The organism is Providencia sp. 21OH12SH02B-Prov, from assembly GCF_027362595.1.
GTDB lineage: Bacteria > Pseudomonadota > Gammaproteobacteria > Enterobacterales > Enterobacteriaceae > Providencia > Providencia zhejiangensis.
Window position 1 is genome coordinate 2365551 of the sequence record NZ_CP114796.1, and the last position, 16325, is coordinate 2381875.

The 16325-nt window shown below is 39.4% G+C and carries 10 protein-coding genes; 7 read left to right on the forward strand and 3 right to left on the reverse strand.

Going from position 1 to position 16325, the window contains the following annotated elements; all coding sequences use genetic code 11:
- The first annotated feature begins 32 nt into the window (after window positions 1-32).
- Window positions 33-977, forward strand: coding sequence for a universal stress protein UspE (uspE, locus tag O7C57_RS11185; RefSeq protein WP_154622338.1), 945 nt, complete (start codon window positions 33-35; stop codon window positions 975-977).
- A gap of 75 nt (window positions 978-1052) precedes the next feature.
- Here uspE and pntB read toward each other — a convergent pair whose 3' ends face one another.
- Both pntB and pntA read right to left on the reverse strand, forming a co-directional pair.
- Entirely contained in the window at window positions 1053-2441 is a 1389-nt protein-coding gene (gene pntB / locus O7C57_RS11190; protein WP_154622342.1) for a Re/Si-specific NAD(P)(+) transhydrogenase subunit beta, read from the reverse strand.
- A 13-nt stretch (window positions 2442-2454) separates the two neighbouring features.
- Complete coding sequence (gene pntA / locus O7C57_RS11195) at window positions 2455-3987, reverse strand: Re/Si-specific NAD(P)(+) transhydrogenase subunit alpha (protein WP_154622339.1); 1533 nt, start codon at window positions 3985-3987, stop codon at window positions 2455-2457.
- A 384-nt stretch (window positions 3988-4371) separates the two neighbouring features.
- Here pntA and ydgH point away from each other — a divergent pair, with 384 nt between their 5' ends.
- The 6 genes from ydgH (at window position 4372) to O7C57_RS11225 (ending at window position 12167) form a co-directional block, all read left to right on the forward strand.
- A complete protein-coding gene (gene ydgH, locus O7C57_RS11200) occupies window positions 4372-5322 on the forward strand; it encodes a DUF1471 family protein YdgH (RefSeq protein WP_154622340.1) in 951 nt (316 codons plus the stop codon).
- Window positions 5323-5603: 281 nt separating this feature from the next.
- Complete coding sequence (locus O7C57_RS11205; protein WP_154622341.1) at window positions 5604-6992, forward strand: amino acid permease; 1389 nt, start codon at window positions 5604-5606, stop codon at window positions 6990-6992.
- Between the two features lie 501 nt (window positions 6993-7493).
- The gene (locus O7C57_RS11210) at window positions 7494-8021 is read left to right on the forward strand and encodes a fimbrial protein (RefSeq protein ID WP_154635546.1); all 528 of its coding nucleotides are present in this window, start codon (window positions 7494-7496) and stop codon (window positions 8019-8021) included.
- Window positions 8022-8066: 45 nt separating this feature from the next.
- The gene (locus O7C57_RS11215) at window positions 8067-8738 is read left to right on the forward strand and encodes a fimbrial biogenesis chaperone (RefSeq protein WP_251464219.1); all 672 of its coding nucleotides are present in this window, start codon (window positions 8067-8069) and stop codon (window positions 8736-8738) included.
- Window positions 8728-11199, forward strand: a complete 2472-nt coding sequence (locus tag O7C57_RS11220) for a fimbria/pilus outer membrane usher protein (protein WP_269723159.1) — start codon at window positions 8728-8730, stop codon at window positions 11197-11199. The genes O7C57_RS11215 and O7C57_RS11220 overlap by 11 nt, the downstream gene beginning before the upstream one ends.
- A complete protein-coding gene (locus O7C57_RS11225) occupies window positions 11196-12167 on the forward strand; it encodes a fimbrial protein (RefSeq protein ID WP_269723160.1) in 972 nt (323 codons plus the stop codon). The genes O7C57_RS11220 and O7C57_RS11225 overlap by 4 nt, the downstream gene beginning before the upstream one ends.
- A gap of 75 nt (window positions 12168-12242) precedes the next feature.
- Here O7C57_RS11225 and hrpA read toward each other — a convergent pair whose 3' ends face one another.
- Window positions 12243-16133, reverse strand: coding sequence for an ATP-dependent RNA helicase HrpA (gene hrpA, locus O7C57_RS11230; RefSeq protein WP_154624106.1), 3891 nt, complete (start codon window positions 16131-16133; stop codon window positions 12243-12245).
- Between the last annotated feature and the right edge of the window lie 192 nt (window positions 16134-16325).

Consider the following 16325-nt stretch of genomic DNA (forward strand, 5'->3'; position numbering starts at 1 on the left):
AAGGAATGTCCAGCCGTTATGAGGATTTTAATATGGCAAACTATAGAAATCTCCTAGTTGCAATTGACCCAAATCAGGATGATCAACCAGCATTACGACGTGCTGTCTACATAGTGCAACGTAATGGTGGACGGATTAAAGCATTCTTACCTATCTATGATCTTTCCTATGATATGACTACCTTGTTATCACCTGAAGAACGTGATGCGATGCGTAAAGGAGTCATCAATCAAAAAGCGGCTTGGATTAAACAGCAAGCCCATTTTTATCTCGAAGCGGGCATTGAGATAGAAATTAAAGTTATTTGGCATAACAAGCCTTACGAAGCAATTATTCAGGAAGTGATCAGCGGTGAACATGACCTGTTGCTAAAAATGGCTCACCAGACAGATAATTTTGAATCGATAATTTTTACCCCGCTCGATTGGCATTTATTAAGAAAATGCCCTTCCCCTGTTTGGATGGTCAAGGATAAAGTTTGGCCTGATCATGGCTCTGTTGTGGTTGCCGTCAATTTATCGAATGAAGAATCTTATCACGATGACCTTAATATCAAGCTTGTCGAGAAAACCAAAGATTTAGCCGCCCGTATTGTGAAAGAGCAGGAAATTCACCTAGTGAGTGCCTATCCTATCGCCCCCATGAATATTGCAATAGAGTTACCCGACTTTGACCCTAGCCTTTATAACAATGCATTGCGTGGACAGCACCTCATCGCAATGAAAGAGCTACGTCAAAAATTCGCGATTGATGAAAAATATACTCATGTTCGTGAGGGGTTACCTGAAAAAATTATTCCTGAGATATGTGAAGAATTACATGCTGGCGTCGTCGTTCTTGGAATATTAGGCAGAACAGGAATTTCCGCGGCTTTTCTTGGCAATACAGCGGAACATGTGATTGATAAGTTAAAATGCGATTTATTAGCCATTAAACCCGATGGCTTTGTTTGCCCAATCACCGTTGATGACGATTAATTCAATAACTTGTTTTGTGTTTTTTAGTGAATATAAAAAGCTCTGTCATATGACAGAGCTTTTTGTTTTTATAGATTATAGTGCTTTTAAAATAGCATCAACGCTGGCTTTTGCATCACCGAATAGCATTTGTGTATTGTCTTTGAAGAATAATGGGTTTTGCACACCGGCATAACCTGTATTCATCGAACGTTTAAAAACAATCACATTATTTGCCTTCCAAACTTCCAATACAGGCATACCTGCGATTGGACTATTTGGATCCTCTTGTGCTGCTGGGTTTACCGTATCATTAGCGCCAATAACCAATACAGTATCGGTATCAGAGAAATCATCATTGATTTCATCCATTTCCAACACGATATCATAAGGAACTTTAGCTTCAGCTAATAGAACGTTCATATGGCCCGGTAAGCGTCCAGCCACGGGGTGAATCCCAAAGCGTACATTAATACCACGCTCACGTAACTTAGCAGTAATATCGTGAACGGGATATTGTGCTTGAGCCACCGCTAAGCCATAGCCTGGGGTGATAATGACTGAGGTAGAATTCTTCAGTAACTCAGCCACTTCTTCCGCGGTTGTTTCACGGTATTCTCCCATTTCCTCTTCACTACCCGTTGAAGAGCCATCTGTGCCAAAGCCGCCGGCTATCACGCTAAAGAAAGAACGGTTCATTGCTTTACACATAATATAAGACAGAATTGCCCCTGATGAACCAACTAAAGCACCCGTCACAATCAGCAAGTCATTGCTTAGCATAAATCCAGCCGCTGCCGCTGCCCAACCTGAATAAGAGTTCAACATTGAGACAACCACCGGCATATCAGCGCCACCAATGGAAGCGACTAAATGCCAACCAAATGCTAATGCAATGACAGTCATAATTAGCATGGTAAATACTTGCAGGCCAACACTGCTTGTCTTAACAAAGATCACTAACAAAATAAATGAAACAACAAGAGCTGCTAAGTTCAATTTATGGCGATTTGGCAACATCATTGGTTTTGATGAGATCTTACCTGAAAGCTTACCATACGCGACGATGGAACCTGTGAATGTCACTGCACCGATAAAAATACCCAGGAAAACTTCTGTCAAATGAATGTTTTCCATAACGGCATCCATATGACCTTCGCTCGCAATGAAACTATTGAAACCAACTAACACCGCCGCTAAGCCCACAAAACTATGCAAGATAGCCACTAGCTCTGGCATTTCAGTCATTTCAACTTTTTTGGCTAAGCGGATGCCAATTACAGCACCGATCACCATTGCAACAATCATCCAACCGATATTGGCGCTATCTGGACCCAAAATGGTGGCAAGTAACGCGATTGCCATACCCGCAATACCATAGGTATTACCACGCTGAGAACTTTCGTGCCGCGATAAACCCGCAAGGCTAAATATAAATAGGATAGCAGCAACAATGTAAGCCGCTGTCACAATTCCACTTGACAACATAAGTTACCCCTTATCCTTTACGAAACATTTTTAACATGCGTTGGGTAACAGTAAACCCACCGAAAATGTTGATACTGGCAATCAATATTGCAATGAAGGATAAAAAGCCAACCCATCCCCCAGAGCCTATCTGTAGTACCGCGCCAACAACAATAATGCCCGAAATCGCATTAGTTACAGACATTAACGGAGTATGCAGCGCATGTGTAACATTCCAAACAACGTAATACCCCACCACACACGCGAGAGCAAAAACCGTAAAGTGTGATAAAAACTCTTTCGGTGCAGAATTAGCAAACCAACCAAACAAAATAATGGCTAATGCCATTAAGCCGTATTTCACTGCCGGCGACATTTTCTTCTTCTCTGGCGCCTTTTGTTTTTCTGGCGTCTTAGGTTTCGCCTGCGGCTGAGCAGATACTTGAATGGGAGGAGCCGGCCAAGTAATTTCACCCTGTTTAATCACCGTCACGCCACGGATCACGACATCATCAAAATCAATGTTGATTTCACCGTTCTTTTCTTTGCACAATAACTTCATTAAATTAACAAGGTTAGTACCGTACAATTGCGACGATTGAGTCGGTAGGCGGCTAGGTAAATCAGTATAACCAATGATTTTGACGCCATTATCCGTTACAACCAGCTGATCAGCTTGGGTTAGCTCACAGTTCCCACCGGTTTGCGCGGCTAAATCAACAATCACACTGCCCGGCTTCATGGATTCAACCATTTCTTTAGTGATCAATTTTGGAGCAGGACGTCCTGGGATTAAGGCTGTTGTAACAATAATGTCAACTTCTCGAGCTTGTGCAGCAAATAACGCCATTTCAGCTTTAATAAAAGCTTCCGACATCACTTTTGCATAGCCATCACCACTTCCGGCCTCTTCCTTGAAATCTAACTCAAGAAATTCAGCCCCCATACTTTGCACTTGCTCTTTTACTTCTGGTCGAGTATCGAATGCCCGTACGATCGCTCCCAAACTACCAGCAGCACCAATTGCGGCTAAACCAGCGACACCCGCACCGATAATCATGACTTTTGCTGGAGGGACCTTACCAGCGGCAGTAATTTGCCCTGTAAAAAAGCGCCCAAATTCATGCGCGGCTTCTACAATTGCACGATAACCGGCAATATTTGCCATTGAGCTCAACGCATCGAGTGACTGTGCGCGGGAAATACGCGGTACCGCATCCATTGCTAACACATTGATATTTTTTGCCTTTAAGGCATCCATCAACTCAGCATTTTGAGCTGGCCAAATAAAACTGACGAGCGTTGTACCTTCTTTAAATAAAGGAATCTCATCGTCTAATGGCGCATTTACTTTAAAAACAATGTCAGCAGAGAATGCGGTGTCACGATCAACAATCTCTGCACCAGCTTGTTCATAAGCCACATCATCAAAACTCGCTAAATGCCCTGCATCCTTTTCGATACAAACACTGAAACCTAACTTAAGTAGCTGAGTTACAGTCGAAGGTGTAGCAGCAACACGAGCTTCATTGGCAAGTCGTTCTCTTGGTATACCAATACGCATAATGTTCCCTTTTTAAAGCTAAAGTTATGTTGTATTTATTAAGCTTACTAAAAATTGTTCATTCTTTAATGGAATAGTCCGATTTTTAGCTAAAACGGTTTTGTCTTGTTCTAATAACCTACTGAAAATAACCTTCTTGATCCATAATTGATCGCTATTCTTAGACAGTAAATGGAATTCACAGTGAAAATCTTAGTTTTAGGTCAATAAAATACTGGATAGCACAAAAAATCTGGTAATTATGACTAGTCAATGAATATTTATTTCTTACAAAAAATAAAATAATGAGACAACTTGATTGGTTACGTGTAATAATCACGGTCATGTGATACAACTAAGATTCAGCACTTTTAAAATAAATTGCGCAAGTCGGAAGGATTTTGTATGAAGCTGAAAACTACGGCCATCGCAGCCGCGGTGTTATCATTAACTAGTATTACTGCTACACAGGCAGCTGTTGAGCTGACGCCTAAACAGGCTGAAGAGTTAAAACCTTATGAGCGCATAACAGTGACTGGGCGCTTTAATGCTATTTATGAAGCATCCGATGCCGTCTCACGTAGGGCTGATAAATTAGGCGCTTATGCTTTTTATATCCAAAGCCTTGATGATGTGGGTGATAGCGGTAATATGCGCGTTGTCGCAGACCTTTACCAAAAAGATGCCAAAGCAGTAGAAGAAAGTAAACGTCGTGTATTTGGTGGCATTGAAGAAATGTCTAAAACCGATGCTGCACAGTATGAGCCATTTGATGCCGTTACCGTCAGTGGTTTTTACCCTTCTCAACCTGACCTTTATGAAGCGATTGCTAAAAAAGCGTCAGAAAAAGGTGCCGCTTCGTTCTACGTAGTACGTAATATCGCCGTTAACGATGGTGGCAATACGCTCGCTACTGCTTATATTTACAAAAAAGATGCGCCTAAACGTCAAGTTCAACTGGAAGAAGCCGTTGTACCTGCTGACTCAGAAGCGGGTAAAGCTCTTTTAGCTGAAGGTGGAGAAGCGGCTAAAAAAGTACGCATTCCAGGCGTGGCTTCTTCAGAGGAGCCTACCGTAGCTGTAGGTCGATTCTTTGAAACGTCAAGCAGTGCACCAGGTAAAACAAGCGTTACATTACCTAGTGGTTACGTTATTGAAGAAGTTAACAAGGTTGCCGCTGCACAAATGGTGCCTTTTGATTCGATCACTTTCTCTGGCTATTACACCAACACACCAGAGGTTCGTTATCAAATAGCAAAACGTGCTGAAGCCAAAGGCGCAAAATACTTCCATATCACTCGTGAATGGCAGTCGAATGGCGGTAGCGTAACAATCAGTGCTGACCTATTTAAATAATTAACTAAGTTAAATTAGTTAACCGAAAGCCAGCTTTAGTTAAGCTGGCTTTTTTTATTTGAACCAGCCCATTTTCTGTTATGGCATCATTGAATAAAAATCTTACAAATCTGCATAGTTTTCCATTGCATAACGATCATTTCATTCGTAGAATCCCCCTCACTTTATCAAAGTAACAGATAAACAATCTGCAATTTAAAATTATGCCAGCTTAAATGAATATGCAAATTGTAGATTTAACGTTATTTTAACTTTTGATTGTAGAATAACTAGGACAAACATTGAAACATACACTCAGTCTTACGGCACTCACTGCCTTGGTGCTCAGCTCAATGGTGGGTGCTGGTGTCTTTAGCCTTCCCCAAAATATGGCTGAAGTTGCTAGCCCGTTAGCCCTGATCATTGGATGGTCTATCACGGGCATTGGTATTTTATTTTTAGCATTCTCATTGCTACTACTTTCTCGTATACGCCCTGATTTGGATGGTGGTATTTTTACCTATGCAAAAGAGGGATTCGGTGAGCTGATTGGTTTTTGTTCTGCATGGGGATATTGGCTTTGTGCTGTTGTTGCTAACGTATCCTACTTAGTTATTGTTTTTGCCGCTATTAGCTTTTTTACCGACACTCCTGATAACATCATTTTCGGTGATGGTAATACTTGGCAAGCCTTAATTGGAGAATCTATCCTACTATGGGTGGTTCACTACTTAGTATTGCGTGGAGTGCAAACAGCAGCGGGTATCAATAAACTTGCTACGATGGCTAAACTTATCCCATTGGGGCTATTTATTATTTTAGCCTTTATCGCATTTAAACTTGATATTTTTGATGCTGACTTTACGGGTATTTCGCTTGAATTACCTGTTTGGCAACAAGTTAAAGATACTATGCTCATCACATTATGGGTCTTTATTGGTATCGAAGGAGCTGTCGTCGTTTCTGCTCGCGCTAAAAATCGTCGCGATGTTGGTTTAGCAACCGTGTTTGCAGTTAGTTCCGCACTTATCATCTACATATTGGTTACCCTGCTCTCACTGGGCATTATGCCTAGAGCTGAGCTAGCCGAAATCAAAAACCCGTCCATGGCCAGTTTAATGGTGAGTTTAATCGGTTCGAGTGGTGAAATTATTATTGCTGCGGGGCTAATTATTTCTGTTTGTGGAGCATATCTCAGTTGGACAATTATGGCCGCCGAAGTCCCTTATATTGCGGCACAGTACCAATCGTTTCCAAAAATATTTAATAAGCTTAATAAGAATGATGCCCCTTCTTCTTCTTTGTGGCTAACGAATGGTGCTGTACAACTCTCATTGATACTCATTTGGCTAAGTGGTAGCAATTACAATACATTATTGACGATTGCTTCTGAGATGATCCTAGTTCCTTATTTTTTAGTGGGGGCTTTTTTAATAAAAGTCGCGATACAACGCCATAGCAAAGCCCTATTAATGGTTGGATTTATTGCCAGTGTTTACGGTCTTTGGTTATTGTATGCATCGGGCCTTATCAACCTTATGTTATCGGTTGTGTTATATGCTCCAGGTATATTTGTTTTTTGGTATGCTCGAGCACAACAATCAAAACAAGCCCCACTGAATAAGATCGAAAAACTCCTTGCCCTCGCCATCGTTGCAGCTGCGATTCCAGCAACGTATTACCTATTCTAGCGCTGTTTATCAATCACTACATTGGATGTGTAATTGACGCCAATGTAGTGGCATTTGCTATTGTCTTACGGGTTAACTTCTCGTTCTTATCAACATCTCACCCCTCAACGCCTTAATTTTTGATCAAACACCTTTAGACTATTTTATGAAACGGTTGTACATGCACTGTTGTCGCATTAGGTCAGTATTTTTCACACAGTATGTTGTAACTAAATCAATTTAAAAGATAACCAAGTTATTATTGATATACATAACATTCATACCCTTTTGTTGATTGCCATAAGCTAAACACTAGTAGATAAAACTACTAACTACGTTAGTTATATATTTTGATAGCAAAAAACAGCTGTTAAAAACCTCAAAACAGATAAAAAAATCCCATATTCGGCATCTATAAAATTACCTCTTTTTCACAAAAAAAATCTATTTATTATATTCCGCTCAATCACAGCGGTTAATATTGACAAAAGTTAAATAACACATCATTCACAAGGTTATATAATGAATAGCATCTTAAAATTTCTATTAATTATTTTATTTTTTAATCATTCAATTTCTTTTTCAGCTGATGGTGAAATCAAGTTTATTGGCAGCATAATACCCACAGCTTGTTCAGTTGATACTAATTCTATTAATAAAGTCGTGAATATGGGGAAAATCTCAGTTGCTTCCTTTAATCATAAAAATAGTGTTGCAGCAGCAACACCATTTAGAATAACACTGTCTAACTGCCCTACTGATTATAAAAAGATTCAATTTAAATTTGATGGGAAAAGTGATAACGCGAATCCAACCTTATTAGGGTTATCACCAAACACCACATCAACACCCGCCACCGGTATCGCAATAGCACTTTATGAAGAGAATAGCGTTCGTCGTATACCATTAAATGGCGGCAGCCAATTTAAAGAAGTGACATCGAGTAAGACTGTTGAAATGAATTTTGTTGCAAAATATATTGCCACGAGTGAACAAGTTACTCCTGGTTCAGCCGATGCACTCGCGCATTTTAGTATTATCTATCAATAGACAGAGGACAAGGGAGAGGCGGAATTTCCTCTCTCCCTAACTATTATGAAAAAAATAGTTCTATTATTATTGTTATTATCCTTTCATGCTTATGCAGGTGTCATTATTAATGGTACTCGTTTTATATATAAAGAAAACGAGAGAGAGTTATCTTTATCTATGGAAAATCCTGAAGAGAAAACAACTTATTTGATTCAATCATGGATTGAAAAAGAGAGTCAACGTTCTAATGATTTTATTATCACACCACCTTTATTTAAGCTTAAGCCATTATCTTTAAATAAACTGAGGATTATTAACGTTAAGCCATCAAACCATGAAGATAGAGAAACTCTATATTGGCTCCATATTAAATCTCTTCCCGCCCTACATGAAAATAGGGAAAATACTTTACAAATCATTGTTAAATCAAGTTTTAAACTGTTTTATCGACCGGAATCATTAACAGAAAACTCAGAAGCTGCATTTAAAAAAATAAATTTTCACTACCAAAATCAGCGCCTCATAGCGAAAAACCCTACAGGCTATTATATTACACTTCGAGAACTACGCTTGAATAATACGGAGATCCCTGAACCTGGAATGATAGCTCCTTTTAGTCAACTTTCTTGGAAAGTTCCATCATCGAAAACCAATACCGTATTTTGGAGTGCATTGAATGACTATGGTGGAAAAACACAATTAACTTCACAAGTGTTATCTATCAATGATGAATAAAAATAAAAATTTACTGGTTATTTTCATGTTGTTTTCATCTTATTCTCACTCCGATAGTTTCAATTTAGATGCACTTGATAATTATCATAACATTCACGACATTGAAAATATCATACTAAACTTAGATCATCAGCCAGCTGGCATATATTCGGTTGACCTGATTGTCAATAATGTAAGGTTATTGACATCTAACATTGCCTTTAAATATATTGAAGACCAATTAACGCCCATATTCAATAAGGAACAGTTAATAAAAATTGGGTTAAACAAGCAAACATTAAATCAAATGGAATTTAATGATAATGGCGAGCTAACCGATAAACTCTCTAAGATCATAATCGGTTACTCTTATTATTTTGATTTCAATCACTTGACACTAGAATTGAATATTCCAAAACATTTTCTAGACAAAGATGAAAAGGAATTGAACTCACAAGATTCATGGAGTGATGGGATAACCTCCGCCTTTATCGATTATCACTTATTAGGAAGCCATAACTCAAGCAAATACATTGAAGATAATTTCAACTTGTCACTTATGAATGGTTTTAATTATTTAGGGTGGCGACTAAGAAACCACTTTAATTATTCCTCACCACAAAGAGAATGGGAATATTATAATACAACATTATCTTACCCGATTAGAAATTTAAAAAGTCAATTAACGCTTGGTGAATATTACCTAACTTCTTCTTTTTTTATCCCCTTTTCATTCAAAGGATTTTCTCTCTCAAATGATGAGTTAATGTATCCTGAATATGATGCTTATTACTCTCCGGTTTTGCAGGGGATTAACCATAGCCCTGCCCAAGTGACCGTAAAACAAAATAATATCATTATTTTTAATGATTATTTACCTGCGGGGCCCTTTATGCTAAATAAACTCAAGCCACTTAGCCCTAAAGGCATTTTAGATGTGATTATTACTGAAAGTAATGGAACTATTCGGCAATATCAGTACCCGTTTTCCTCATCACTCGTCATGATTAAGCAAGGTCAGTTTCGGTATGCGATAAATAGTGGTTCAGTGAGCCATCAACAATCCACTTCATCACCTTATTTTCTCCATGGAGAAATGAAATATGGCCTTAATAATCATATTACTGTCTATGGCGGTTCTATTTTTTCACAACCGTTTAAATCTTTTCTACTCGGAAGTTCTTTTTCTATTGGTCGTTTCGGTAATATTAATATCAATTGGACACAAAACCAGAGTGTAAATATTAGTTCAAATAATTATCAGCTAGAATATACCAACTTAATATCCTCTACAGGAACTAACATTACATTCGGTATTCATTGGATAAATAATCCTAAGTTACGTCTAATGACAGATATATTTGAAAAAGAAACCGCCACCACGCCTTCCCATCCTCAACAAGGATTAAAAATACATTTATCTCAAAGCTTAGGTTTTTTGGGGAATTTATTATTATCGGCATCACAACAGCGAGTTATGCAAAATAATACCCAACAATGGAGCTATAACATCAACTATTCTGGGAATTTAAACGAGTATCATTTTAATCTGAATTGCCAATCGAATTACTCCATGACTGAACATAAACCAGAGTATGTATTTTCTGCATCAATGATTATTCCGATCAATGCTTGGCTGCCAAATACATATTTTAGTTATCAGGCACAACATTCACCAAACAACTATCAGAATCGACAAGCCACACTCACAGGCGCTATTCTTAATGATGATTTGATCTCCTATACACTTCAACATAACCAATTTACTGAACGATGCTGTTCATCTTCGGGAAATCAATCAGAAACTCGCTTTTACACTCAATATCATCATAATAAGTTTTTTTTAAATGCTGGGTACGGCTACAAACAAGATCATCAATTCCATTATGGTCTTCGTAGTTCAATTGTGGCTCATCCTTACGGTGTCACTTTCACACCGAGTCGTGGTGAAACCGCTGCTTTACTTATCGTGCCTGACACTAAAGATGTTCGTTTAGATACGCATCTCAATGTACGCACCGATAGCAAAGGACATGCGATTATCAATCAACTACAACCTTATCGACGTAATCACTTCGTTATTGATACCCTTACTTTGCCTTTAGATGCGGAAATTGAAACCAATTTTCAATCCACCTTACCCACTAAAGGTGCTTTGGTCGCCGTACACTTTCCTGTCAAACGTGGTAAACGCGTATTTTTTACTATTCAATTGGATGATGAAAAATTAGCGCCATTTGGTGCTATCGCGAGCCTAGTCACCAAAGTCGGCGATAGCAGCCACAATGATGTTAATGTAGGTATTATCAATGATGTGGGGCAAGTATATTTAAGTGGATTAGAAACAAGAGGCACAATTAAACTGAAATGGGGAGAACGCCAATCACAGCAATGTGAATTTCATTATCAATTATTAGCATCATATCAACAGCAAGGCTTTTATCATGTTCCCGTAGTTTGTCAACGCAAGGAAGCTTTATGATGACATTCATTTTTCGTTCGTTATGTTTCTACTACATTTTAATGGTTCATACTGCCCACGCATCTCAATGCCAATATGTTGCCAATTTTACACCACATCATACTATTTTATCTTTGGGTTCTATTATGGTGCCCCACCGGCTCGCTGTGGGTTCCATTATTCGAGAACTCACTGTAAATGAAATCGATAACTACCCTATTATGGTCGAATGCTCTTCACCTGCCTATGCTCAGTGGGGAAATAGCTTATTCACACTTTCATCCGAACACGATAATACTCTTTATCAAACGAATATTGATGGTATTGGTCTGCGTTTTATCCCGTTAGAACAGACTCTTGGCCGAGATAGGCTCCCTTTAGTTAATCAATCTCCCTATTCATGTCATACGAGTAACTATCGTTATCGTTACTGTGGTAGTGCGCTCAAAGGGATCCGTATTCAACTAATAAAAACAAAAAGTATCGTTGGCTCAGGAGAATTAAGCACAGACCAGCTCATTGAAGCCTCTATCGGTAATTTGCCCGTGCAAAGTTATCGCTTTGTTAATACAAAAATTATGACCCCAAGCTGTGAATTCGTTGAAAAACATAAACGAGTCAAAATGAATAAAGTTAAACAACGTCAATTTCAGGGCATTGGGAGTCACTCAACACCCGTACCTTTTTATTTAACTTTGAACTGTAGCGGTAAAACGTCTGTTGGTATTATTCTTAGAGGCCGTTCTAGTCACTATGCTGATAATTCAGTGATTGCTTTAGATAAAAGACCAGACAGTGCCCAAGGAATTGGCCTGCGCATTCGCTTTCAAGGAGAAGCGCTGCCCCTCAATCAAATTTTTCATTTAGGTACCAGCTTTAACCGAGAGGCTTATGCTGTGTATTTTGATGCTCAATATGTTCAAACTCAAGCATCTGTTCGTGCCGGAAAGGCCAATGCGACTGCAACATTACAGATTGTATACCCCTAAACTTTTTCACATTAAAAGCCCCCACCATAAAAATGACGGGGGCTATCTGTTTTTCGATTTAGTTACTCACTCAATTCACAATGATTGACTTAAATTCTCCATTGACTGAATGATCCGTTTATCTGAAATTGGATATGGCGTTCCCAATTGCTGAGCAAATAAACTAATGCGTAGTTCTTCTATCATCCAGCGGATCTCTTGTACTTCTGGTAGGTTTTGCTGTATTGGCGTTAATTTAGCCTTCCACTGTTGCCACATAGTCGTCACATGCTCAATTTTACTCATTTGGGCGCGATCTCTATTCGGATCAACCGCTAATTTTTCTAGTCGACGTTCAATACCATTTAAATAACGTAATACATCGGGAAGTCGCTTCCAACCATGCTCAGTAACAAAGCCTTTAAAGACTAAATGCGACATTTGTCCTTTAATATCTGAAAGTGCCATCGCCATGGCAAAATCGACCCGTCCCTTCAAACGCTTGTTAATCGCAAATACGGCGGTTAATATCTGTTCGACTTGTTTAGCTATTTGTACAACTGCATCATTGAGTTCTGCGCGCACAAAATCTTGCAGCTTGCTAAACTCATTTTCGGTCCAAACTGGGCCACCATATGTTGCAATCAGTTGGTCAACCCCACAAGCAATACAGTCATCGATTAACTCTAATACTTTCCCATATGGGTTAAAATACAAGCCAAGCTTCGACTTATTGGGAAGTTTTTCGTGTAAATATTTTATGGGGGATGGGATATTCAGTAGCAGTAACCGACGCACACCCGACCACATCGCTTGTTGTTGTTCAAACTCAGTTTCAAAAACACGGATCCCTACACTGCCCCTTTCATCCACTAAAGCAGGGTAAGCTTTTACGGAATAACCACCTCGTTTTTGCTCGTAGCGTTGCGGTAGCTCCCCAAAACTCCAGATATGCAGGCCACTTTGCTCGATTCCATCATCAACGACTTCAGAAAGTGTTTCTTGAACCTTCGCTTTTAAACTCTTTTTCAGTGCATCAAGATCTTGACCTTCAGCGATCGTTTTGTTTTTCTCGCCAACCACACGGAATGTCATTTTTAAATGAACAGGTAATTGTTCTAACTGCCAAGCATCACGTTCAACAGTAACCCCTGTCATTCGACGTAATTCGCGTTCTAACTTGTCGAGTAAACTCCCATCAGGCGTAGGAACGCGTTCTAAAAATGCCGCGGCATAATTAGGAGCAGGAACAAAGTTACGACGTATTGGTTTAGGTAATGATTTGATCAACGCAATAATTAATTCCTGACGTAAACCGGGAACTTGCCAATCAAAACCGATGTTCTGTACTTGGTTTAAAATCGCTAATGGAATATGCACTGTCACTCCATCTGCATCAGTACCTGGCTCGAACTGATAACTGAGGCGAAATTTAAGTTCGCCTTGATGCCAGTAATTCGGGTAATCCAGTAATGAAACATGTGTCGCATCTTGTTTGATCAACATGTTTTTCTCAAAATTCAGTAAATCTGGTTGCTGTTTAGAAGCAACTTTCCACCACTTATCAAAGTGACGAGCAGATATCACATCATTTGGGATGCGTTGGTCATAAAATGCAAATAAGGTTTCATCATCAACCAATATGTCACGGCGTCGAGATTTATGTTCTAAATCCTCGACTTCTGCCAATAACTTACGGTTTTCTCTAAAAAACGCATGGCGTGTCCCCCAATCGCCTTCAACCAACGCGTGTCGAATAAACAATTCTCGGCATAATAATGGGTCGATTTTGCCATAATTCACTTGGCGAGCAGCGACAATTGGTAAGCCATACAAAGTCACCTTTTCCGATGCCATAACGGCACCTTGTGACTTAGACCAATGAGGCTCACTGTAATGATATTTAACAAGGTGTTCAGCTAATGGTTCAATCCATTCAGGTTCAATCGCCGCAGCCACTCGACCCCATAATTTAGAGGTTTCAACCAATTCGGCGACCATCGTCCATTTAGGGGGTTTTTTAAATAATCCAGAGCCAGGAAAGAGGGTAAACCGTGCATTTCTTGCGCCCGTAAACTCGGTTTTTTCTACATCTTTTTGACCAATATGAGATAACAGTCCAGAAAGCAATGCCGTATGAATTCCGCGATAGTCTGCTGCAACGCTATTGATAGGAAAACCCTGTTCTTTGACGACTTGTCGCAGTTGAGTGTAAAGATCTTGCCATTCACGAATACGTAAATAATTCAAGAAATCTTGGCGGCACATTTTTCTAAATTGTGAATTTGATAAGGTTTTTTGCTGCTCTTTTAGATAATCCCATAAATTAAGGAAGGCTAAAAAATCAGATTGCTTATCATGGAAACGGCGATGTTTTTCATCAGAAGCTTGCTGCTTATCTAATGGGCGTTCGCGAGGATCTTGAATCGACAATGCTGAAACAATCACCATTGCTTCTCGAACAGCGCCTTGTTTACGAGCCTCAATCACCATTCTCGCTAAACGAGGATCAACGGGTAATTGCGCTAACTGCCGACCAATATCCGTCAGTGTATAGCCTCGTTCTGTTTGTTGATGCTCTTTAATAGCGCCAAGTTCTTCTAATAATTTAACGCCATCCTGAATATTACGTTTGTCAGGGGGCTCAACAAATGGAAATGCGCTAATATCCCCCAAACCAATTGAGGTCATTTGTAAAATAACCGAAGCTAAATTAGTCCGTAAAATTTCAGGGTCAGTAAATTCTGGTCGACTCAAAAAGTCTTCTTCAGAATATAAGCGAATACAAATACCATCCGATACACGACCACAACGACCTTTACGTTGATTCGCTGAAGCTTGAGAAATTGGCTCAACAGGTAAACGCTGTACTTTTGTTCTATAACTGTAACGACTTATCCGTGCATAACCGGTATCAATAACATATTTAATACCTGGAACTGTTAAAGATGTTTCGGCAACATTGGTCGCTAATATAATTCGCCGCCCACCATGTGGATGGAATATACGATTTTGCTCACTATTGGATAACCTTGCGAACAAAGGCAAAATCTCTGTATGGCGTAACTGTAGTTTTGACAACGCATCGGCCGTATCACGGATCTCACGTTCGCCACTCATAAAGATCAAGATATCCCCTGAACTTTCCTGCCCCAGTTCATTTACCGCATCTATAATTCCATCAAGTTGATCTCGGTCACTATCATTGTCATTCCCTATGATAGGTCGGTAACGGACTTCAACTGGATAGGTTCTACCTGAGACCTCAATAATAGGTGCCTGATTGAAGTGACGTGAAAAACGTTCAGGATCAATAGTTGCAGAAGTGATAATGACTTTGAGGTCGGGACGTTTTGGCAATAATTGGCGAAGGTAACCTAAAATAAAATCAATATTTAAGCTGCGTTCGTGAGCTTCATCGATAATGATCGTATCATATTGTAGTAATAGCTTATCGTTCTGTAATTCTGCGAGTAAAATACCATCAGTCATTAATTTAACTTGAGTATTATCACCGACTTGGTCACTAAAACGAACTTTATAACCTACCGTTGTGCCGATTTCACTCTCTAATTCTTGTGCTAAACGTGTTGCTACCGCTCGTGCTGCTAAACGTCTAGGCTGAGTATGACCGATAAACCCTAACACACCTCGCCCCAACTCTAGACAAATTTTGGGGATCTGCGTGGTTTTACCTGAGCCTGTTTCACCTGCGATAATAACCACTTGATGCTGTTTTATCGCATCATAAATCTGTTGTTTTTTCTGGCTAACCGGTAAATTTTCTGGATATACGATCTTTGGTGGATTGAGCTGCTTATTCGCAATTTTTTGTTTAGCAACGTCAATATCCGCTTTTATCGCCTCGAGTACCGCCATTCGTGACTTATCATCACGAATCTTGGCGATACCATGAAGACGCTTTTTTAGTAACCATTGGTCACGTAATGAAGTTTGTCCAATATCAGCTTCGAGAGCTGTCAGCATGGATGTCACTTTGTCAGTCCTTATAATTTTGTTTATGCATAACCTAAAATAGACACGCTCAAACGGCAACAAAACTGAGGCCATTTTTTGTTAATGTTTAGCGCTCAGTTATCAACAGTTTTTTTGACATACTTTATCTGATTTTCTTTCTTTTAAAGGTCATCTATATCTGTATGATAATTAATGAAGTAA